General features: G+C 57.1%; 18 protein-coding genes, 5 tRNA genes and 1 pseudogene. 12 read left to right on the top strand and 12 right to left on the bottom strand.

The annotated features are described in order from the left end of the window. Positions 1-201: 201 nt before the first annotated feature. The 4 genes from AC13CN_RS08225 (at position 202) to AC13CN_RS08210 (ending at position 1,071) form a co-directional block, all read left to right on the top strand. Positions 202-277: transfer RNA gene (locus AC13CN_RS08225), tRNA-Asn, on the top strand. Positions 278-365: 88 nt separating this feature from the next. Further along, positions 366-441, top strand: a tRNA-Asn gene (locus AC13CN_RS08220). A gap of 31 nt (positions 442-472) precedes the next feature. Beyond that, a tRNA-Asn gene (locus AC13CN_RS08215) sits at positions 473-548 on the top strand. A 160-nt stretch (positions 549-708) separates the two neighbouring features. Continuing rightward, positions 709-1,071 carry a metalloregulator ArsR/SmtB family transcription factor gene (locus AC13CN_RS08210; RefSeq protein ID WP_044628261.1) on the top strand — a complete coding sequence of 121 codons (363 nt, stop codon included), beginning with the start codon at positions 709-711 and terminating at the stop codon, positions 1,069-1,071. An 82-nt stretch (positions 1,072-1,153) separates the two neighbouring features. Here AC13CN_RS08210 and AC13CN_RS08205 read toward each other — a convergent pair whose 3' ends face one another. Further along, positions 1,154-3,259, bottom strand: coding sequence for a carboxy terminal-processing peptidase (locus AC13CN_RS08205; RefSeq protein ID WP_483053117.1), 2,106 nt, complete (start codon positions 3,257-3,259; stop codon positions 1,154-1,156). 139 nt (positions 3,260-3,398) lie between these two features. On the opposite strand from AC13CN_RS08205, the gene AC13CN_RS08200 reads away from it, so the two are divergent. Further along, positions 3,399-4,703, top strand: coding sequence for a M18 family aminopeptidase (locus tag AC13CN_RS08200; protein ID WP_089674945.1), 1,305 nt, complete (start codon positions 3,399-3,401; stop codon positions 4,701-4,703). Positions 4,704-4,784: 81 nt separating this feature from the next. Here AC13CN_RS08200 and AC13CN_RS08195 read toward each other — a convergent pair. The 9 genes from AC13CN_RS08195 to AC13CN_RS08155 form a co-directional block, all read right to left on the bottom strand. Beyond that, a tRNA-Met gene (locus AC13CN_RS08195) sits at positions 4,785-4,861 on the bottom strand. A 64-nt stretch (positions 4,862-4,925) separates the two neighbouring features. Then, positions 4,926-6,017 (bottom strand): redox-regulated ATPase YchF, encoded by a 1,092-nt coding sequence (ychF, locus tag AC13CN_RS08190; RefSeq protein ID WP_058577613.1) that lies wholly within the window; start codon positions 6,015-6,017, stop codon positions 4,926-4,928. A 105-nt stretch (positions 6,018-6,122) separates the two neighbouring features. Further along, on the bottom strand, positions 6,123-6,704 hold the full coding sequence (gene pth, locus AC13CN_RS08185; RefSeq protein WP_044628229.1) for an aminoacyl-tRNA hydrolase: 582 nt from the start codon (positions 6,702-6,704) through the stop codon (positions 6,123-6,125). Between the two features lie 192 nt (positions 6,705-6,896). Next, on the bottom strand, positions 6,897-7,532 hold the full coding sequence (locus tag AC13CN_RS08180) for a 50S ribosomal protein L25/general stress protein Ctc (protein WP_044628228.1): 636 nt from the start codon (positions 7,530-7,532) through the stop codon (positions 6,897-6,899). Positions 7,533-7,628: 96 nt separating this feature from the next. After that, positions 7,629-8,570, bottom strand: a complete 942-nt coding sequence (locus AC13CN_RS08175; protein WP_172416021.1) for a ribose-phosphate pyrophosphokinase — start codon at positions 8,568-8,570, stop codon at positions 7,629-7,631. Positions 8,571-8,629: 59 nt separating this feature from the next. Further along, positions 8,630-8,704: transfer RNA gene (locus AC13CN_RS08170), tRNA-Gln, on the bottom strand. Between the two features lie 30 nt (positions 8,705-8,734). After that, entirely contained in the window at positions 8,735-9,595 is an 861-nt protein-coding gene (gene ispE / locus AC13CN_RS08165; protein WP_253556857.1) for a 4-(cytidine 5'-diphospho)-2-C-methyl-D-erythritol kinase, read from the bottom strand. Between the two features lie 69 nt (positions 9,596-9,664). Continuing rightward, positions 9,665-10,321, bottom strand: coding sequence for a lipoprotein insertase outer membrane protein LolB (gene lolB / locus AC13CN_RS08160; RefSeq protein WP_058577615.1), 657 nt, complete (start codon positions 10,319-10,321; stop codon positions 9,665-9,667). Positions 10,322-10,384: 63 nt separating this feature from the next. Then, complete coding sequence (locus AC13CN_RS08155; RefSeq protein ID WP_058577616.1) at positions 10,385-12,178, bottom strand: tetratricopeptide repeat protein; 1,794 nt, start codon at positions 12,176-12,178, stop codon at positions 10,385-10,387. Between the two features lie 228 nt (positions 12,179-12,406). Here AC13CN_RS08155 and hemA point away from each other — a divergent pair, with 228 nt between their 5' ends. From hemA to AC13CN_RS08130, 5 genes are read left to right on the top strand one after another with little or no spacing between them, the layout of a single operon-like run. Then, positions 12,407-13,717, top strand: a complete 1,311-nt coding sequence (hemA, locus tag AC13CN_RS08150) for a glutamyl-tRNA reductase (RefSeq protein ID WP_089674940.1) — start codon at positions 12,407-12,409, stop codon at positions 13,715-13,717. After that, a complete protein-coding gene (gene prfA / locus AC13CN_RS08145) occupies positions 13,714-14,802 on the top strand; it encodes a peptide chain release factor 1 (protein ID WP_044628223.1) in 1,089 nt (362 codons plus the stop codon). Before hemA ends, prfA begins: the two co-directional genes overlap by 4 nt. Then, entirely contained in the window at positions 14,802-15,665 is an 864-nt protein-coding gene (prmC, locus tag AC13CN_RS08140; RefSeq protein ID WP_253556856.1) for a peptide chain release factor N(5)-glutamine methyltransferase, read from the top strand. Before prfA ends, prmC begins: the two co-directional genes overlap by 1 nt. Positions 15,666-15,695: 30 nt before the next feature. Next, complete coding sequence (locus AC13CN_RS08135) at positions 15,696-16,196, top strand: Lrp/AsnC ligand binding domain-containing protein (RefSeq protein WP_044628221.1); 501 nt, start codon at positions 15,696-15,698, stop codon at positions 16,194-16,196. Between the two features lie 4 nt (positions 16,197-16,200). Then, positions 16,201-16,956, top strand: coding sequence for a HesA/MoeB/ThiF family protein (locus AC13CN_RS08130; RefSeq protein ID WP_253556855.1), 756 nt, complete (start codon positions 16,201-16,203; stop codon positions 16,954-16,956). Between the two features lie 104 nt (positions 16,957-17,060). Here the strand turns inward: AC13CN_RS08130 and ahpF are convergent, their stop codons facing one another. After that, positions 17,061-18,617 carry an alkyl hydroperoxide reductase subunit F gene (gene ahpF, locus AC13CN_RS08125; RefSeq protein ID WP_062359154.1) on the bottom strand — a complete coding sequence of 519 codons (1,557 nt, stop codon included), beginning with the start codon at positions 18,615-18,617 and terminating at the stop codon, positions 17,061-17,063. A gap of 215 nt (positions 18,618-18,832) precedes the next feature. Beyond that, positions 18,833-19,396: an alkyl hydroperoxide reductase subunit C gene (gene ahpC / locus AC13CN_RS08120; protein WP_044628218.1), complete on the bottom strand. Its 564-nt coding sequence runs from the start codon at positions 19,394-19,396 to the stop codon at positions 18,833-18,835. A 358-nt stretch (positions 19,397-19,754) separates the two neighbouring features. On the opposite strand from ahpC, the gene AC13CN_RS08115 reads away from it, so the two are divergent. After that, complete coding sequence (locus AC13CN_RS08115) at positions 19,755-20,858, top strand: polyamine ABC transporter substrate-binding protein (RefSeq protein ID WP_054640865.1); 1,104 nt, start codon at positions 19,755-19,757, stop codon at positions 20,856-20,858. A gap of 95 nt (positions 20,859-20,953) precedes the next feature. After that, positions 20,954-21,337: pseudogene (locus AC13CN_RS08110) on the top strand (ATP-binding cassette domain-containing protein); the annotation flags it as partial. Positions 21,338-21,476 lie beyond the last annotated feature (139 nt).

The raw sequence follows: 21,476 nt of genomic DNA, 5'->3' as shown, positions 1-21,476 counted from the left end.
AACGGCTGTTTGCTCAAGGCCGAAGTGTTTTCTACCCCCTCTGGAGAAGAGCGCCAGACGCCGAGGCGCGAATACCAGACTTGTTCACCTCCTCAGGAGGACTATGCCGATGACACGCCGGAAAAAATGGGGAGACCCTAGCGTAATCGATACTTGACCCGAGCGTTTCAATCAGTATACTACGCACCGTGTTTGAGCAGTTCCTCGATAGCTCAGTTGGTAGAGCAAATGACTGTTAATCATTGGGTCGCAGGTTCGAGTCCTGCTCGAGGAGCCAAAACACTTGTTAGCACAATTGCTTAGACTGCTTTAAGTAAGTGTTAATAAGTGATAGGCTCTGGTTCAAACGCAACAGCAAATGATGTTCCTCGATAGCTCAGTTGGTAGAGCAAATGACTGTTAATCATTGGGTCGCAGGTTCGAGTCCTGCTCGAGGAGCCAAGCTGCTGTTCTGCTAAAGATTTTCTGTTGTTCCCCGATAGCTCAGTTGGTAGAGCAAATGACTGTTAATCATTGGGTCGCAGGTTCGAGTCCTGCTCGGGGAGCCATTGGCGTATCACCTTTCCTATCTGAATGATTTTATCGCCCGTTGCCACCTGGCATCTTGGGTGTTTTTACGTGTGTATTTGTTAGCTGTCCGTCCCTTCTTAACGCCTGCCTATCGTATGACGTACACTATGTTTCCAATTCATGGCGTAGGAAGGTGTCGTGGGAGAAGCGGCTAGCCTGCAGGCGCTGCAGGTCTTTAAGTGTTTGAGTGATGAAACGCGGCTGATGCTGGTGCTGCTGATTGCTAAAGAGCAGTCGCTGTGCGTGTGTGAGATGACCTATGCGCTGGAGGAGTCTCAGCCCAAGGTGTCTCGCCATTTGGCGCAGCTGCGCCAGTGCGGCCTGCTGATGGATCAGCGGGAAGGGCAGTGGGTCTATTACCGTTTAGCGCCGCAGCTACCTGCCTGGGCGCAGTCGATTATTGAATCCGCTGCGCAGGGGAGTGCGGTGCAGCTTAACGCGCTGACGCAGCGTTTGACGCGTATGGGAGATCGCCCTGCGCGGCGTGCCGCGCTCTGCTAGCGGTTATGATTTAGTCAGCACACACAAAAACGCCAGCCCGAGGGCTGGCGTCTTCGTACTTAGGGTAGCTCAAGCCGTTTACTTAACGCTTGGCCATGCGCTGTTGGTTTTGCAGGTGTACATAGTCAAGCAGCACTTCGGCGGCCTCGAGCACGTGCGCACGGTCGACCGGCACTTCTTCTTCGTTGCCTTCCGTTTCGCCTTCGCTTTCTACTTCAGGGTCTTCTGTCGGGGTGGTGCCGTCGCTACGTGCATCCATCCACTCTTCCAGTTCAGGCAGCCCCAGGGCGCGGCGGCGCTGGTTTTCCAGCGAGAGCTGTTCGGCTTCTTGGGCTTCTAGCTCGCGTTGGCGCTGCTCCCGGTTCAGGCTGACGCTGGTGTGCTGTTCACGCAGCTGGCGAGCCAGCGTGGATTGGCGCTCCAGGTAGCGGAAGTTGGGGTTCTCTTTGGCGCGCTCTTCATGGCGAGTAATCAGCGTCGGCAGTACACGTTCCGGCTCGCCGTAGCGGCGGTACTGAGCGTTCTGTACGGTGTCCCAGGCCAGGGCGTTGTCCAGGCTGCTCTCGCCAATCCGCTCTGGGTCAATCAGGCTGGGGAAGGTGATGTCGGGCTCGACGCCGCGATTCTGGGTGCTGTCGCCAGAGATACGGTAGAACTTGGCGCGGGTTAGCTTGATCTGGCCGTGGCTAAGCTCGTTCAGGGTTTGAACGGTGCCTTTGCCGAAGGTCGATGCGCCCACCACAATGCCACGACCATAATCCTGAATGGCACCGGCGAAGATTTCCGACGCCGAGGCCGAGAGGCGGTTCACCAGCACGGTCAGCGGGCCGTCGTACACGGTGCCTGCTTCGCTGTCGCCGTACAGCTGAATGCGGCCCTGGGCGTCGCGTACTTGCACGGTGGGGCCACGGTCGATAAACAGGCCGATCAGCGAGTTAGCTTCCTGGAGCGCACCGCCGCCGTTATTACGCAGATCTAGTACGATACCTTCAACGCCCTCTTTTTTCAGTTTTTCGATTTCGCGGGCTACATCGCGGGTGGTGCTGCGATACTCCTCTTCACCGGCCTGCCACGCATCAAAATCAACGTAGAACGTGGGAACGTTAATCACGCCAATGCGGTGAGGAGCGCCGTCGCGTTTAACTTCAATCACTTCGCTGTCAGCTGCCTGATCTTCCAAGCTCACCGTGTCGCGGGTGATTTCGACGATTTGCGAGCGGGTCATATCCACCGCCTGGGCCGGCACCACGTCCAGGCGGACCACGGAGCCTTTCGGGCCGCGAATCAGGTCAACCACGTTATCCAAGCGCATACCCACCACGTTGACCATTTCACCCTCTTCCTGGCCAACGGCGATAATGCGGTCGGCGGGCTCTAGCACGCCTGCGCGCTCTGCTGGGCCGCCGGGAACCAAGCTGGAAACCTTGACGTACTCACCATCCGCTTGCAGCAGCGCACCGATGCCTTCCAGCGAGAGGCTCATCTGGATATCGAAGGACTCGCCCTGGCGGGGGGAGAGGTAGCCGGTATGCGGGTCGATGGTGCCGGAGACAGCCGCCATCAGCAGCCCAAAGACATCTTCCGATTCCGTTTGGCGTAACCGCGAAAGCTGGCCTTCATAACGTTGGCGCAGGTTGTCTTCGATCTGCTCTGCGTCTTGGTCGGTGAGGGCGAGGGTCAGGGCGTCGTTTTTCAGCCGTTTGCGCCATAGCTCATCCAGCTCGCTTTCGCGGCTGGCCCAGGGAGCGTCTTCGCGGTTGACTTCCAAGCGTTCGTTGCTATCGAACTCCAACGATAAACCGTCGTCCAATTCGGCAAGCAGCCATTCCAAGCGGTTGGTGTGCCGCTCGCTGAGACGGTTGTAAAGCGCAAACGCATCGTCTAAGTCGCCGTCGAACAGCGCGTCGGCCATGTCGTCTTCGAGGTGGCGATAGGGTTCGATGTCACGGTTCAGTAAGTAGCTGCGCTGACCATCAAGAATGTCCAGATAGCGCTGGAAAGCTTCCTGTGACCACTGTTCGTCGAAATCAATATCGGCATAATGGCCATAGCGGAGGGCTTCCGCAATTTCCACCGCCGCTTGGCGTTGTTCGTCGGTCGGCGCAAGTTGCGCCAGCGCTGCCGGGCTGGTGATCACCAGCATCACGGCAAGGGCGACCGAGCGCGAAAGCGTTGCAAACAAGCTCATCAGTCAAGCTCTCCCGGATTTGTGTACACTCATTCTTCCCTAGACCCGCAGTCAGCCTATGAGTTGCGTAGGCCGAGGGGAGCATTGTAGCAGGTCATTTCCCCTGTGAGACCCAATCATTACTGTTATGAGGAATTCCATGTCCGAGGCTTTCAACGCGGAACGTTTAACGCGGCTGTGCGATTTTTTGCAGCAGTCGCCCACGCCGTGGCATGCCACCCAGAGCATGGCTGAGCGTTTGGAGCAGGCGGGCTTTACGCGCCTGGAAGAGACCGCGAACTGGCAGTTGGTGCCGGGAAAGCGCTACTACGTGACGCGTAACGATTCGTCGGTGATCGCTTTTCAGCTGCCCGCTGGTAAGTTAACCAGCCTGCGCATGCTGGGTGCTCATACCGATAGCCCAGGGCTACGCTTGAAGCCCAACGCCACCCAATATTCAGCAGGTTGGCTGCAGTTGGGCGTGCAGGTTTACGGCGGCGTGCTGTTGGCCCCCTGGTTTGACCGCGATTTGGGCTTGGCGGGCCGCGTTCACGTGCGCCATGCCGATGGTCGCTTGGAGAGCGTGCTGCTCAACGTGGCGCGTCCGATTGCGATGATTCCGAGCTTGGCGATCCATATGGACCGCGATGTAAATGCGGGGCGCTCGATCAATCCGCAAACACAGATGGTGCCGGTGCTGATGCAGAGCGATACCGCCAAGCTGCACGAACTGCTGGGGCAGTGGTTGGAAGAGCAGCATGGCCTACGCGCGGTCGAGGTGGTGGATTTCGAGTTGGGTTTTTACGACGTTCAGCCGCCATCACTGGTCGGGCTGCGCAAGGAGCTGCTGGCCAGTGCGCGGCTGGATAACCTGCTGTCGTGCTTCGTGGGCCTGGAAGCGCTGCTGGAAAGCGATGGTAGCCAGGGCGCACTGCTGGTGGCGAATGACCATGAGGAGGTGGGCAGTGCCAGCGCGTGCGGTGCCCAGGGGCCGTTCTTGAGCGACGTGCTGAAACGCTTGAATGCCCAGGTGGGCGGTGGCAGCGAGGAGTCGTTGATCCAGCTGATTCAATCGTCGCTGATGATCTCCTGTGATAACGCCCACGCGCTGCACCCGAACTTCCGTGATAAGCACGATGAGCGCCATGGCCCGGCCATTAACGGCGGCCCGGTGATCAAGGTCAATGCTAGCCAGCGCTACGCGACCAATAGCGTCACCGGCGCGCTGTTCCGGGACGTGTGTCGCGAAGCAGATGTGCCCGTACAGTCGTTCGTCACACGGGCGGATATGGGCTGTGGCAGCACCATAGGGCCGATTACCGCCACGGAAGTGGGCGTGCCGACCATCGACGTCGGGTTGCCCCAGTGGGCGATGCACTCGATTCGTGAAACGTCCGGTACGCGAGATGTGGATTACCTGACGCGGGCGCTGACGGTGTTCCTGAACCGCCCGACGCTCTCCTGAGCTAACCAAGAAAAGTCTAGAAACGAAAAAGCCCGCTGACTGAGTCAGCGGGCTTTTGCTATTGCTAGCGGTATTCGGTGTTGGTGGCTACGCCCTGATTTGAACAGGGGACCCCATCATTATGAGTGATGTGCTCTAACCAGCTGAGCTACGTAGCCGTTCAACGGGTGCGAATATTACCCAGAGGTATGCCGCCCGTCAAGCATTTGTTTCTTTTCTCGCTTATACATTGAAGCGGAAGTGGATCACGTCACCATCTTTGACGATGTAGTCTTTACCTTCCAAGCGCCATTTGCCGTTATCTTTGGCACCTTGCTCGCCGCCCAGCGTGATGTAGTCGTCATAGGCGATGACTTCAGCGCGGATAAAGCCTTTTTGGAAATCGGTGTGAATCACACCGGCGGCCTCGGGTGCGCTAGCGCCCTGTTTCACGGTCCAGGCGCGCACCTCTTTCACACCGGCGGTGAAGTAGGTTTGCAGGCCAAGCAGGGCGTAGCCCGCGCGAATTACGCGGTCTAAGCCCGGCTCTTCCATGCCCATTTCGGAGAGGAACATGCTGCGCTCTTCATCTTCGAGTTCGGCAATTTCGGCTTCTAACTGGTTGCACACCGGTACGACGACTGCACCTTCTTCGGCGGCGATCTCTTTGACGATATCCAGGTAGGGGTTGTTCTCAAAGCCATCTTCATTGACGTTAGCAATGTACATAGTGGGCTTGAGGGTCAAAAAGCCAAAGCTTTTTACCTGACGTTTTTCGTCGTCATCCAGGCCAAAGCTGCGCAGCGGCTGGCCTTCGGCAAGATGCGGCAGGATTTTGTCCAGCACGGCTTTGGTGGCAATGGCGTCTTTATCACCGCCTTTCACTGAGCGCAGTAGGCGCTGGCTGGCTTTCTCGACGGTGTCTAGGTCGGCCAAGGCGAGCTCAAGATTGATGGTCTCGATGTCGGCGCGGGGATCTACTTGGTTGGCGACGTGGATCACGTTGTCGTTATCGAAGCAGCGCACCACGTGGGCAATGGCTTGGGTTTCACGAATGTTGGCCAGGAACTTATTACCCAGGCCTTCACCTTTGGAGGCACCCGCCACGAGGCCTGCGATATCCACAAACTCCATGGTGGTGGGCAGCACTTTCTCAGGCTTTACGATGGCCGCTAGCGCATCCAGGCGTGGGTCTGGCATCGGGACGATGCCAACGTTGGGTTCGATGGTGCAGAACGGGAAGTTCTCTGCATCAATCCCTGACTTCGTCAACGCATTGAACAGCGTGGATTTGCCTACGTTGGGTAGGCCGACAATACCGCAGTTAAAGCCCATAAGTAACTTCCTGGCCGCTAGGGCGGCGCTACCAATAAAGCGCCTGCCAAGTGTGAAAAAAAGCGCGTGCGTAACGCGTAGAGAATATGTGCTGAAAACGTGCTGCTATTTTACGCTATGTAGGCGGTTCATGGCTTTAGCCCAGTCGCCGGAAAGCACAAGCGGAAGCGTGGCTAGGCACTCATCCAACGAGCGCTCAATGGCTTCTTGTTCGGCTTTGCCAGGGCGGCCTAGTACATAGTTCACTACTTGGCGCGCCTCGCCGGGATGGCCGATGCCAATCCGCAGCCGATGAAACTGATTTTGGTTGCCAAGGGCGCTGATAATATCCCGCAGCCCGTTGTGGCCGCCGTGCCCGCCGCCGGTTTTATAGCGTGACTGCCCAGGGGGGAGGTCAAGCTCATCGTGAGCGACCAGTAGGTTGTCTGGGGTAAGCTTAAAAAACTGGGTTAGCGCTGCCACAGCCGCACCGCTGCGGTTCATAAAGGTGGTGGGGTTGAGCAGGTGCAGCTCATGGTCACCCACGCGGGCTTTGGCGTATAACCCTAAAAACTTTTTCTCAGGACGCAGTTCGGTGTGGGCGCTGCGTGCAATGGCGTCCACTAGCCAAAAGCCCGCATTATGGCGGGTGGCGTCGTATTCTGCGCCTGGGTTGCCCAGTCCTATAATGGCCGTTACCTGGCTCATTTTCCCACCTCCAACGGTTCTGGAAGATATATCAGTTGACTCACTGGCAGCTGCTTTGCAGATAAGCAGGGTAGCGCCACGCTGCAAAAAAAAAATCAAGCGCCGAAGCGCTTGATTTTAACATCCTTGGGCCATGCGGGCATGGCCCAGGCGGCACTGGTCAGCATACACTGGCAGCACCTTTAGCAAGGCTTACTCGGCGCTGGCTTCTGCGTCGCCTTCGCCTTCTTCTTCGTCACCGCCACGTACTTTCACTTTGGTGATGCTCAGAATGGCGTTGTCGTGCTCTTCACCGTGGGACAGGTCAACAGAAGTGACGCCAGCCGGCAGGGTCAGGTCAGACAGGTGCAGGGTAGTACCCAGCTCAACGTTGCTGATGTCCACTTCCAGGAAGTCCGGAAGGTCTTTCGGCAAGCAGCTGATGGCGACTTCGTTAGCCAGGACGTGCAGTTCGCCGCCTTGGTCTTTGATACCTACACACTTCTCTTCGTTCACCACGTGCAGCGGCACGTTCATGGTGATTTCGTGAGTAGCATCAACACGCAGGAAGTCAGCGTGGGTCAGCAGTGGCTTGAACGGGTGACGCTGCAGGTCACGAACAACCACTTGCTCTTCTTTACCGTCGATCACCAGTTTGATGACAGAGGAGAAGAAGGCCTCGTCTTCAATCGCTTTGTAGAAAGCAGTTTTTTCTACAGAGATAGACTGAGCGCCTTTCTCACCGCCGTATACAACGGCCGGTACTTGTTGGTTCGCACGACGCAGGCGGCGGCTCGCACCTTTCCCCAGGTCGTTACGAACGCTGGCTTGCAGGATAAAATCAGACATGGAATTTGCCTCTTGGTTTAAGTAAGGAAATGCCGCCGTCCGCGACCAGACGACGACGTTTCCAGGGCCCCAGTTGGGGGCTTATAACGTCAGGCGTTAGTGGAACATCGCGCTGACGGATTCTTCGTTGCTGACGCGGCGAATCGCTTCCGCAATCAAGCCAGCAACGCTCAACTGGCGAATCTTTCCGCTACGACGCGCATGGTCGGCGAGCGGAATGGTGTCGGTCACGACAACCTCGTCCAGTACAGAGTTGGTGATGTTGTCGACCGCAGGGCCGGACAAAATCGGATGCGTAGCATACGCGACGACGCGCGCAGCGCCGTGGTCTTTCAGCGCTTCACCAGCTTTACACAGTGTGCCAGCGGTATCGATCATGTCATCGACGACCACACAAGTGCGGCCTTCGATTTCACCGATAATGTGCATCACCTGGGCTTGGTTAGCCTGGGGGCGACGCTTGTCAATGATAGCCAAATCAGCATTCAGCTGTTTGGCGATGGCACGGGCACGCACAACGCCGCCAACATCGGGGGAAACAACCACGAGATCGTCGTAGTTTTGACGCTCGATGTCGTCCAGCAGGATCGGTGAGCCGTACACGTTATCAACCGGTACGTCGAAGAAACCTTGAATTTGGTCGGCGTGCAGGTCCATGGTCATTACGCGATCAACGCCTGCTTTCACCATCATATCCGCCACAACTTTTGCTGAGATGGGAACGCGGGCGGAGCGTACACGACGGTCCTGGCGGGCATAACCAAAGTAGGGAACCACTGCCGTAATACGGGCAGCCGAGGCGCGACGCAGAGCGTCGACCATCAGGATCAGTTCCATCAGGTTGTCGTTCGTCGGGGCACAGGTGGATTGCAGGATGAAGACATCCTTACCACGCACGTTCTCATTGATCTCGACCGCGATTTCGCCGTCGCTAAATTGACCCACCGTGGCGTTACCCATACGGCTGTCTAAGCTCTCGGCAATCTTTTGAGCGAGTTCGGGATTGGCGTTCCCGGTGAAAACCATCAATTTTGACACGCGCAGCCACCTTTGCAGTGTTGGGGATCAGGGGAGAAAACGCAGATCAACATTAGAATTGGCTGGGGTACCAGGATTCGAACCTGGGAATGCCGATACCAAAAACCGGTGCCTTACCACTTGGCGATACCCCAGCAATAACCTAATGCGATGACCGGGCGCTTTCAGCAGCCCAGAGCATCTTGTAGGGGAGAGGTGTTAAGTCCGCGCGCGACCCATGCTTGCCAGCGCTGATTAGCCAGTTCAGCCACCGTTTGCGCAGCCTCTTGTGACTCAAAAGCTGCAAACAAACAGGCGCCAGTGCCCGTCAGCCGACTAGGTGCGTGCTGCGCGAGCCAGTCAAGTGCTTCCGCGATACGCGGGTAGCGTTTTTTGACGGTAGCTTCGCAGTCATTACGCCACTCGGCCACTCCCCCCTGCAGTGCGCGCGCCATAGTAATGGGGAGGCTGTCGCGTGTCAATTCCGGGTCTTGGAAGATTGCGGGGGTTGAGACGCTAATGCCTGGGTGGATGACCACAAACCACGGGGTGTCGAGGGTCGCGGGCGTTAATTTCTCGCCCACGCCTTCGGCCCAGGCGCTTTTGCCTAAAACGAAGACGGGTACATCGGCACCTAGCGCTAAGCCCAGCTCTGCTAGGGTGGCATCGCTGAGCCCAAGCTGCCAGAGCTGATTGAGTCCTTTAAGTACGGTGGCCGCGTTGGAGCTGCCGCCACCCAGGCCGCCGCCCATGGGCAGGTGCTTCTCAATTGATATAGAAGCACCAAGGTGGGTGCCGCTGGCCTGCTGCAACCGCTTTGCTGCACGCCCAATAAGGTTGTCATCGTGCGCTACACCATCCATCGATGTGGTCAGTTCGATAACGCCGTCTTGGCGCAGGTTGAAGCTTAGATAATCGCAGAGGTCGATAATCTGAAACAGCGTCTGCAGTTCGTGGTAGCCGTCTTGACGGCGGCCCACAATATGCAGCATGCGGTTTAACTTGGCTGGGGCGGGTAGAGTGAGTGTGCGGGGTGTTGCGGGCATGCCGGTTCTCTATTGGCTAAACGTATGTAAACGTATGAAAGAGGGCCGGCGCTTGCCAGCCCGAGCGCTCTATTCGGAGGCCTGCCACTGATTAACTACCAGGGTAATGCGTACATCGCCGTAGTTCATGACCAAGCGGCGCGGTAGCCACATACCTTCAGCCTGCTCCCAGTCACGGTAGTCAATTTCCCAGCCATCTTGTTGAAGGTGGCTCGGGAAGCCGAGTTCGTCAGTTTCGAGCTGGTAGCTGGCGTGGTCGCCGGGCAGGCCGCGCACCCAGTCAGGCATGGCGCGCACTGGCAACGACCAGCCAAGCTGCTCTTCCATTAAGGCTTCCGGGGTTTCTGCTTCAAAACGGCCTTCACTGGTGGTCAGTGAGAAGCGACCCTCGCGGCCTTCCAGTACGCTGCGACCACCGCCAAAGGGGCCGCTAATCAGCATGCGGAAGTAGTAGGGGGTTTGGTTCCAGTCCAGGTTGGCGCTGGTGTTCTCTTCTGGAGTGCGTAGGCCCGCTTTGCCGACCAGGGTCCAGCTCTCGAACGCTTCCACATCTGCCTGTTGGCGCTCCCACTGGCCGGCTTGGCGGCCGCCCTCATCCATCGGCGCTTGGCTGGCACACCCGGCAAGGGCAGCCACCGCCAGGGCGGCCACCCATAGGCGGGCAGAACGATAGAGTGATGTGGAAGAGGTGCTCACTGGCGCGCTGTTCAAAAAAGAAGTCAACATAACTGGCTCCATGTCAGTGCTGTCTATTAAGGGTAAAAACTAGCAACGGTAAAGAAGTAAGCCTTAGGGCGCGCTGGGTGGCGTAAGTTCAGGGTAACGCTCAAGTAAATCATCAATGTGAGGATGGTAAGTGGTTCGTTGCAGAATGCGTGCAATCAGCAGGCGCGCTTCGTCACTGCGTCCTAGTGAATGAAGCACCTCGGCTAAGTGCGCGGCAATTTCTTGGTCGGGCATCTGCGCGTAGGCGCTTTCTAGCCATGCCAGCGCATCGTCGGGTTTGCCGAGGCGGAAATACACCCAGCCCATGCTGTCTAATACCGCCGGGTTATCTGGGTCCGCTTCGTAGGCACGCTCAATAAGCTCACGAGCTTCTTCCAGTCTTCCGGGTAAGTTAAGGTCAGCGAGCGTGTAACCTAGGGCATTTAGCGCGTCAGCATTGTTGGGCTCGGTGCGTAAGATTTGCCGTAAGTCCCGCTCCATGCCTGTTAAGTCGCCCATCTCCCAGGCGCGCATGGCGCGAAGGTACAGCAGGCTAGTGTCATCTGGGGTGCGGGTAATTTCTCGATCCAGCAGGGCGGTGGCATCTTCTTGAAGCGACAACTCGTCCAGCAGTTGCACTTCTAACCTTACTAGGTCACCGAAATAGGCGTCGTGGCGCATGCGCTCAATGCGTAGAAAAGCGCGGGCGTCGAGTAAACGATCATCCTCAATGAGCATGCGAGCCGCCGCCGACCTGGCGGCTAAAAATTCATCACCTTCATACACTTGGCGGTAGTAGAGGAGGGCGTTGTCGACCTCTCCTTGGGATTGGGCAATAGCACCTAATAAGAAGTAGGCAATGTTGGGTATGTTCTCTTGACTAATGAGCGGCTGCAGCAGCCGGTAGGCAGGCTCGCTGTGCCCTTCTTCTAAATAGAGCTGCGCCAAGGCAATGCGTAAATCCTGGTTGCCACCGTGGCTCTCTAATAGAGCATTGGTTTGCACTTCGGCGGCGGTAATGTTGTTGAGGCGTATTTCTGCTTGGGCCAGCATTAAGATAAAGCGCACGTCGTCAGGCGCTAGGCTAAGGCCTTGCTGGGCTGCCTGCTGTGCGCCGCGGTGGTCGCCAGTTTCCAGAGCAAGGCGTGCTTTAGCTAGCCACAGGGCGGCTGACTCTGGCTCTTGCTGTTCTACTTCATCTAAATAGCGCTGGGCGGTTTGCGTTTCTCCCAGGGCAGCTTCGATCAGGGCGGTACCCAGCAGCACATCGCTGTGAAACTCGCGCTGGGAAACCTCCGGCTGTGAAAGATAGCTGCGTAGCTGCTGTGCTAACAGGTTAAGCGGTGCCTCTTCGGCGACGGCGATTTCAGCGAAGGGGGCAATTTCACCATTGCCGCCTGATTCAGCAATGGCTAGCCGCTGCTCTAGGCTATCCAGCCAGTCGCCCCGTTGGAGTGATAGTGAGGCAAGCAGGCGGTTGGGTGTTTCTGCCCGAGGGTCTAATTCACGCCAGCGCAGCGCGGCGGCTTCCATTAGTGCGGCATCATTACCAAAGCGTGCGGCGAACGTGGCCCGTTCGGCCAGCCCTGGTGACGTGTAGCGCTGGGCGGCCTCAAGATATCCCTGGCCCGCATAGCGGTAATCGCCGCGTTGTCCGGCCAGCTCTGCGGTTAGCAGGGTACGTAACCCAGCGGCATCCAGCCCGCTGGTAATAGGCGGTGCCGTCACCATTGGGTCTTCAACATGAGCGTTGGTTTCACCGTCAAAAAGAGAGGGTGACAGCTGGCAGCCGCTCAGTATCAGCGTGGCGGCCAAGGGCAAAAGTGGAAAACCCGAAAACGAACAGGGAATACCCAGTAGTGTTGCGCGATGGGGCATGCGTATCTCGATCAAGTGGCCGAGTGTTCAGCATAGCGGCTTGGTTGCCTGCGGCAAAGTGGTGTGCGCCAGAAGATGCTCGGCTGTGATAGAATGTCCCACCTTGAAAAAGAGCCGAGTCAGCGCAATTCACTTGATGAGCTGCTCTCTTAGACTTGTATTAACAAGCCAAGAAACCATGACCGACAGTGAAGTGACGACCGATCCACTAGCGAAGACGCATAACCCATGACGCTTCTTGCCCTGGGAATCAATCATCGTACTGCCACCGTGGCTGTGCGTGAGCAGGTGGCCTTTACGCCGGCGCAGCTGGAAAGCGCGTTGGCTGAACTGCGTAGCCTGCCACACATTAGCGAAGCGGCGGTGCTTTCGACGTGTAATCGCACGGAACTCTACTGTGTGACGGATGCCGCCGGTGAGCAGATTGTGCTGGACTGGCTGGGTCGTTTTCATAATTTACGCGTTGAAGAGCTCGCCCGCTGCGCCTACCACTACCACGACAACGACGCTGCTCGTCATTTGATGCGCGTGGCCGTGGGGTTGGACTCCATGGTGTTGGGTGAGCCGCAAATACTGGGCCAGTTAAAAGATGCTTATCAGCAAGCGCGTCAGGCCAAGGGCCTGGGTGGCGAGCTGGAGCGTCTTTTTCAGCACACCTTCGCCGTGGCTAAGCAGGTACGCACCGAAACCGGCATCGGTAAAAATCCGGTGTCCGTTGCCTATGCTGCCGTCAGCATGGCCAGCCGCATTTTCGATGATTTCAGCCGCGCCAACGCGTTACTGATTGGCGCAGGTGAGACCATCGAGCTAGTGGCGCGCCATCTTCATGAAGCTGGTGTCCGTCAGCTCACCGTGGCGAATCGTACCCGGGAGCGGGCCGAGCAGGTTTCATCGTCGCTGGGCGGTACGGCGATTACGCTGCCGGAGATTCCTGATGCCTTAGAGCATGCCGATATTGTTATCTCCTCTACCGCATCTCCGCTGCCTATATTGGGCAAAGGGATGGTCGAACGGGCGCTGAAGAAGCGTCGCCATCGTCCCGTGTTTATGGTCGATATCGCCGTACCCCGGGATATCGAGCCAGAAGTGGGTGAGCTGGCGGATGTGTTCCTGTATACCGTCGATGACCTGGAAGAGGTGATCGAAGAGAATCGTCGCCATCGCCAAGTGGCAGCCGACCAGGCCGAGTCGCTCATTGAGCACGGCGTGGGTAGCTGGCAGCATGAGCGGCGTATTCGTAATGGCGGTGAGGTAATTCGCGACTATCGCCGCCACGGTGAGGCGCTGCGCGATCAGGCGCGGGATCAGGCGCTTGAGCGTTTGGCAAAAGGCGAAGACCCGGCCAAAGTGGTTGAGCGCCTAGCGCATCAGCTGGCCAGCCGCCTAATGCATCAGCCAACGCTCACCATTCGCGAAGCGGCCTCTCAGGAAAACCACGATTTGCTTAGCGCCGCACCGCGCCTGTTGCTGCCACCGAAGCCCGCCTTTGAGCAGCCTGCGCCCCCGGCAAAACGCCAGAAGGATGATACGCCCGCATGAAAGAGACTTTGCGCCAACGTTTAGACAGCTTCTCCGACCGGTTTGAAGAGCTGGCCATGCTGCTGTCAGATCCTGAGGTGATCAACGACCAGCAGCGCTTCCGCGACTACTCTCGCGAGTACTCGGAGCTGGAAGAGCTGGTCGCCGCTTGGAAGCGCTACCTTGAGGTGGAAAACAGCATTGCCGAAGCCGAGCAGCTAAGCCGCGACAGTGACCCGGAGATGCGCGAGCTGGCGGAGATGGAAATTCTCGACGGCCGCGAGCAGTTGGAAGCGCTCGACGTTGAGCTCAAGCGCCTGCTGATTCCGAAAGACCCGGACGACGGTCGCGGTGTCTTTTTGGAAGTGCGCGCGGGCACGGGTGGTGATGAAGCGGCCATCTTTGCGGGTGATCTCTTCCGCATGTACTCCCGCTATGCGGAAAAGCGCGGCTGGCGCGTAGAAATTGTTAGCGCTAGCCACGGCGAGCAGGGCGGTTATAAAGAAGTCATTTCCCGCGTGAAGGGCGACGGCGTCTATGCCCGCCTCAAGTTCGAGTCTGGCGCTCATCGGGTGCAGCGCGTACCGGCGACCGAATCCCAGGGCCGAATCCACACCTCCGCTTGTACCGTTGCGGTGATGCCTGAAGTGGATGAGGTGGGGGATATTGATATCAATCCGGCGGATTTGCGGGTCGATACCTACCGCTCCAGCGGTGCCGGTGGTCAGCACGTTAACACCACCGACTCCGCGATCCGGATTACCCACCTGCCTACCGGCGTGGTAGTGGAGTGTCAGGAAGAGCGTAGCCAGCACAAGAACCGCGCCAAAGCGATGTCGCTGCTTGCCGCCAAGCTCAAGCGTAACGCGGTGGATTCCCAGCGCCAGGAGCAGGCCGATGCCCGCCGCTCGCTGGTAGGGTCTGGTGACCGCAGTGAGCGTATCCGCACTTACAACTTCCCTCAGGGGCGCATTACCGATCACCGCATTAACCTGACGCTGTATAAGCTGACCGAAGTAGTGAGCGGTGAGCAGTTGGACGACGTGATCGAGCCGCTGATTCATGAGTACCAAGCGGAACAGCTTTCGGCGCTGCAGGACGCTTAATGACGTTCGACGCTTTGCTGAAGAGCGCCGCCCAGCGGCTGCAGCTGGCAGGTTCGCCGTCGCCTCGCGTAGATGCCGAGGTGCTGATGGAGTTCGCTACTGGCCGCAGCCGCACATGGCTCTATACCTGGGGCGATAGCGAATGCCCGACTTGGGAGCATGCCCGCTTTGACGCGCTAATTGCCGCCCGCGCCCAGGGCCAGCCGGTGGCCTATTTAACCGGAGAGCGTGAGTTTTGGGGGCTGCCGCTGGCTACCTCGTCTACCACGCTGATTCCTCGACCCGATACCGAAACCCTAGTAGAGGCCGCATTAGCGCGTGCAGGCACGCCAACCGGCAGGCTGCTTGACCTGGGTACGGGCACCGGGGCTATCGCGCTGGCCTTTGCCAGTGAAAAGCCGGATTGGCAGGTGGTCGGGGTGGATGTTCGCCCAGAGGCGGTGGCGCTGGCGGTTGACAATGCCCGTACACTTAATATCACTAACGCTACGTTCCTGGTCAGCGATTGGTTCAGCGCTTTCACGCTTTCTTCTCCTAGTGCGTCTTCACCTGGTTCAACATTTGAGATCATTGTCAGTAATCCGCCCTATATTGCCGCCGATGACCCGCATTTGGGCCAAGGCGATGTGCGCTTTGAGCCACGCTCGGCGCTGGTGGCCGAGGCCGACGGTATGGCGGATCTGCTGCACTTGATTACCACCGCGCAGGCGTTTCTCTCGCCCGGCGGCTGGCTGGCGCTGGAGCACGGTTATCGGCAGGCTCCTGGCGTGCGCAAAGCGCTAAAGCTGGCGGGCTATCAAAGCGTTGAAAGCGTACAAGACATAGGCGGCCATGAACGGGTTACCCTAGGGCACCTCGAATAACTGCCTGATTCATCAGTATTGGATCCTGCCATGAAACCAAAAAATAGAACGCTGGACCGTATCGACCTGAAAATTTTGCGTTGCCTGCAAGAGAACGCGCGCATTTCCTATGTAGACCTTGCCTCTGAAGTTGGTTTATCCACAACCCCTTGCTTAGAGCGAGTGAAGCGCTTGGAGCGCGCGGGCATTATCCGCGGCTATCAAGCCATTCTCGACCCCAGAGCATTAAAAGCTAACTTACTGGTATTTGTTGAGATCAGCCTGGAAACCCAGTCGCCTGCTGTGTTTGACGAATTTCGGCGTGCGGTGGAGAAGCTGCCGCAGATTCAGGAGTGCCACCTGGTGTCCGGGCAGTTCGACTACATCCTGAAATGCCGCATCCCGGAAATGGCCGCTTATCGCCAACTATTGGGGGATGTGGTCTTAACCCTGCCAGGGGTGAAAGAGTCGAAAAGCTACGTAGTGATGGAGGAGGTGAAGGAGAGCTTCAGCCTGCACATCCCCGACTTTGAGGAATTTGAGGATAAGTAACGCGATGATGAACGATCAGGCGCTGCTGCGCTATAGCCGCCAAATCATGCTGCCTGAGGTGGACATTGAAGGGCAGGAGCGCTTGCACGCTGCCCATGCGCTGATTATAGGTGCCGGCGGGCTTGGCTCGCCGGTGGCGCTCTATTTGGCGGCGGCGGGTGTAGGCACCATCACTATCGCTGATGCCGACCATGTGGAGCTTTCCAACCTGCAGCGCCAAATTGCCCATCAGCAGGCCAGCCTGGGGGTGAACAAAGCGCGCTCCGCGAAGGAGAGCATGCAGGCGCTTAACCCAGAGTGCCACGTTGTGGCCCTTGAGCAGCATGCAGAAGGCGAAGCGCTCACCGCCCTGGTGGCCTCGGCCGATGTGGTGTTGGACTGCACCGACCGTTTTTCCAGCCGCTATGCCATCAATGCCGCCTCCCAACAGGCAGGTGTGCCGCTGATTTCCGGCGCGGCGATTCGTTTTTCGGGCCAGTTGGCGTTGTTTGACCCGCGTGATGATGCGTGCCCCTGCTACGCCTGTTTATACCCGCCAGGGGATAGTGAGGATGAGGCACTGAGCTGTGCAGAGAGCGGTGTCATGGCCCCGCTAGTGGGGCTAATTGGCTGCTTCCAGGCGGTAGAGGCATTTAAGCTGCTAAGCGGTGCAGGGAGTGCGCATCAGGGGTTATCTACGTTTGATGGCTTAAGCGGCCAGTGGCGCCATTTTCAAGTGCCTAGAGATCCGGCTTGCCCGGTGTGTAGCGCCCGCGCATAAAAAAAAGCCCGCAGGGAGGCGGGCGCGACGTCACGGTCTTCACGTCAAAGGGAACGAACTCAGTAGGGCGGCGCTGCCGCCCTATCAGCCAGTCATCTAGCAGATTAGTTACGAATCAGATAATCGAAGGCACCCAGTGACGCTTTGGCACCTTCACCCATCGCAATAATGATCTGCTTGTAGGGCACGGTGGTAACATCGCCAGCGGCGAACACGCCGGGCACCGAGGTCATACCGTGGGCATCGACGATGATCTCGCCACGGGGTGACATTTCAATTGGCGAGCCTTTCAGCCACTCGGTGTTAGGCACTAGGCCAATCTGTACAAAGATGCCTTCCAACGCGATGCTCTTCACTTCATCGGTGTTGCGGTCTTTGTAAGTCAGGCCGTTAACGCGGCTGCCGTCGCCGGTCACTTCGGTGGTTTGGGCATTTAGCACGATGTCGACGTTAGGCAGGCTCTTCAGCTTCTTCTGCAGTACCGCGTCGGCGCGCATTTCACCCATAAACTCAACCAGCGTTACGTGGCCGACGATGCCAGCCAAGTCGATAGCGGCTTCAACGCCGGAGTTACCGCCACCAATCACCGCGACACGCTTGCCTTTGAACAGCGGGCCGTCGCAGTGGGGGCAGTAGGCAACACCTTTGTTGCGGTACTCTTGCTCGCCGGGCACGTTCATTTCACGCCAGCGGGCACCGGTGGCCAGTACCAGAGTTTTGCTCTTCAGCTTCGCGCCAGACTCAAACGTGACCTCATGCAGGCCGCCTTCGGCTTCTGCTGCTTTGAACGACGTAGCACGTTGCAGATTCATCACGTCGACTTCGTACTCTTTAACGTGCTCTTCAAGTGCGCTGACCAGCTTGGGGCCTTCGGTGTGGGTAACAGAGATAAAGTTCTCAATACCCATGGTGTCGGATACCTGGCCACCAAAGCGCTCGGCGGCAACACCGGTGTTAATGCCTTTACGTGCGGAGTAGATGGCTGCCGCTGCACCTGCTGGGCCGCCGCCAATCACCAGCGTATCGAAGGCAGCTTTTTCACTCAGCTTCTTGGCTTCACGCTCGGCAGCGCCAGTGTCCACTTTGGCCAGAATCTGCTCAAGGGTCATGCGGCCCTGGTCAAACGGCTTGCCGTTTAAGTAGATGCTGGGCACGGACATGATTTCGCGCGATTCGACTTCATCCTGGAACAGCGCACCGTCGATAGCGACATGACGCACGTTCGGGTTGAAGATCGCCATCAGGTTCAGCGCCTGAACTACATCCGGGCAGTTCTGGCAGGAGAGCGAGTAGTAGGTCTCAAACAGCATCTCGCCGTCGAGATCCTTGATTTGATCTAACAGCTCTTGAGAGGTCTTTGGTGGGTGACCACCGACTTGCAGCAGTGCCAGTACCAGCGAGGTGAACTCGTGGCCCATGGGGATGCCTGCAAACACCACGCCGGTCTCTTCGCCGGGGCGGTTAATCGCAAACGACGGGGTACGGCTATCTTGCCCGTCGGTATGCAGGGTAATTTTATCGGTGAGGCTGCTGATATCTTCCAACAGGCCCAGTAATTCGCGTGACTTGGCACCGTCATCGAGGGACGCAACGATCTCGAACGGTTGAGTCACTTTTTCCAGGTAAGCTTTCAACTGATTTTTTAAATTGGCGTCCAGCATGACAGTGGCTTCCTCGCAGTCAGCAGTAAGTTGTTCTCAACCTAAAACGCCCGCTGCCGGATCAGTAGGGCAGTCGGTAAAAGCGCTAGGGAAAACAGGGGGTGCGGTTACACGGGTGCTTAAACGAAACACCCGGGCCAAGTGCCCGGGTGTTGCGCTGCCTGTAGGGATTCAACTTAATGTGATTCGAACCCTAAGCGGCAGCGGTAGGCAATTTAGATTTTGCCTACGAGGTCCAGAGACGGAGCAAGTGTCTCTTCGCCTTCTTTCCATTTAGCCGGGCATACTTCGTTCGGGTTTGCACGAACGTACTGAGCAGCTTTCACTTTACGCAGCAGCTCTTCAGCGTTACGGCCGATATTGCCAGCGTTGATTTCGACAATCTGGATTTTACCATCCGGGTCAACGACGAAAGTACCGCGCTCGGCCAGACCGGCTTCTTCGATCAGCACTTCGAAGTTGCGAGAAATTTGCAGGGTCGGGTCAGCAATCATCGGGTACTGCAGCTTGCCGATGGTTTCAGAGCTGTCGTGCCATGCTTTGTGAGTAAAGTGGGTGTCGGTAGATACGCTGTAAATTTCAACGCCCAGCTTCTTGAAGGCTTCGTAGTTGTCAGCCAGGTCGCCCAGCTCAGTCGGGCAAACGAAGGTGAAGTCGGCCGGGTAGAAGAAGAAAATGGACCACTGACCTTTCAGGTCCGCTTCAGTGACATCGATAAATTCGCCGTTCAGGTAAGCTGTGGCTTTAAACGGTTTTACTTCAGTGTTAATCAAAGACATTCAGAACGTCTCCATAATAGGTGAGTGGCAGTAGAAAAAGTTGCTGCTCATGGTAGCGGACTGCGACCAATAGCTAAAATTGGAAAACTGAATCTTTCCAATAGGTGTTGGCTATGAAACTTTCTTGCTACCTTTCGCGCAGGTGGAAAGTGGGGGCATAGGGAGCTGAATACAAGAATTTTTCGGTGGCTCTTGCGGTAGACGGCACTGCACCGCAAAATTCGCACGGTTGCGATAATCGCCTAAGCTGTTTTCAGCTGGCGCTAGTTGCATCGGTGGCTAACCAGCCAGCCAGCGACAGCCGGTTGCAGTACATGGCTTTTGGGTGATGTAGACTTTCGAGATAAGGAGCAGGTAAGTGGGGAACATTAAAAAACTTTCAGGGGCCGTTACGGCCATCTCTTTTGCCGTAGCGGCCGCTGCTGCCCACGCTGATGAAGTGCGGGTATATAACTGGTCAGACTATATTGCTCCGGAAACGCTGGAGAAGTTTACCGAGCGCACCGGTATAGAAGTGACCTACGACGTTTACGATAGTAACGAAATTCTTGATGCGGCCCTGCTCTCCGGCCGCTCTGGCTACGACGTGGTCGTGCCTTCGACCTACTACTTCACCCGCCAGTTGAAAGCAGGCGTTTTTCAGCCGCTTAACCATGAGCTGCTGCCCAATTTGGATAACCTTAACCCAGAGCTGATGGCTAATCTGGAAACCATCGATCAGGGTAGCGAATACTCGGTTCCTTATATGTGGGGCACCAACGGCATTGGCTATAACGTTGAGCGCGTCACCGAAATTTTGGGTGACGACGCACCGTTAAATAGCTGGGCGCTACTGTTTGACCCGGAAATTACCACTCAGCTGAGTGAAGCAGGCTGTGGCCTTGCGATGCTCGATTCTGGCGATGAAATGCTGTCGCCCGCGATGGTCTATCTTGGCCTTGATCCGCTCAATGAAAGCGTTGAGGACATTGAGGCTGCCGGTGAGCTAATCTCCAAAGTGCGCGATAACATTACCTACTTCCACTCTTCGCGCTATGTGTCTGACCTTGCCAACGGTGATATCTGCGTGGCGGCAGGCTACTCTGGTGATATCTTCCAGGCTGCCGCGCGTGCGGAAGAAGCGGGCCGTGATTTCACCATTGGCTACAGCATCCCGAAAGAGGGCGCTGCGCTGTGGTTTGATATGATGGCGATTCCGGCAGATGCTCCGAATCCCGAAAACGCCCACGCGTTTATTAATTTTATCCTCGACCCTGAAATTGCTGCTGAGATCAGCGAGTACGTGCGCTATGCCAACCCCAACCTGGCGGCGAACGAGTACCTCTCAGATGAGCTGATTAACGATCCGGCCGTCTACCCGGAAACCGAGGTCATGCAGAACCTGTATGTCCAGGTAGAAAAACCCCAGGATATCCTGCGTGCCCGTACGCGCACCTGGAACCGCGTTAAGTCTGGCCGTTAATTCTAATCATCGCCTGACGGCGAGCCGGGTAGCTGCTCGGCTCGCTGTTTGTCTTTTATCGCCCGGTTAACCGGGCCTTTTGATGGGAGTGGCGAATGGTCACTACGCCCCTGTCGAACGATTCTTCATCCTCTTCGTCTGCCATTCCCCCGCCTGTGCGCTCTCAGGGGAAAGCACCTCGATTTGCCGAGGATATCGTTTTAGAGGTTAAGCGCTTGAGCAAGCGGTTTGATGATGCGCTTGCCGTCGATGATGTGAATTTGCAGGTAAAGCGCGGCGAGATTTTTGCCCTGCTAGGTGGGTCTGGCTCGGGTAAATCTACCCTACTGCGCATGCTTGCCGGTTTTGAGGCGCCCAGCGAAGGGCGCATTTTGCTGAGTGGCGAAAACATCACTGAGATGCCGCCACACAAGCGGCCCATCAATATGATGTTCCAGTCCTATGCGCTATTTCCGCACATGACCGTGGCGCAGAATATTGAGTTATGGTGATTTCTGGTGTATGGAAGCAGGCTGAAAGGATGGCGTATCCTGTTGGTTGATCACCACCAAGATCACAACCAACAGAGGATGGATACGCCATGTCCAAGTCTAACCTGCATGCTCTTTCACAACCAGA

The sequence above is a fragment of the Vreelandella sp. L-25 genome (assembly GCF_056857535.1).
Note: the sequence above shows the minus strand (reverse complement) of the source record. Positions and strands in the feature narration are given on the sequence as shown.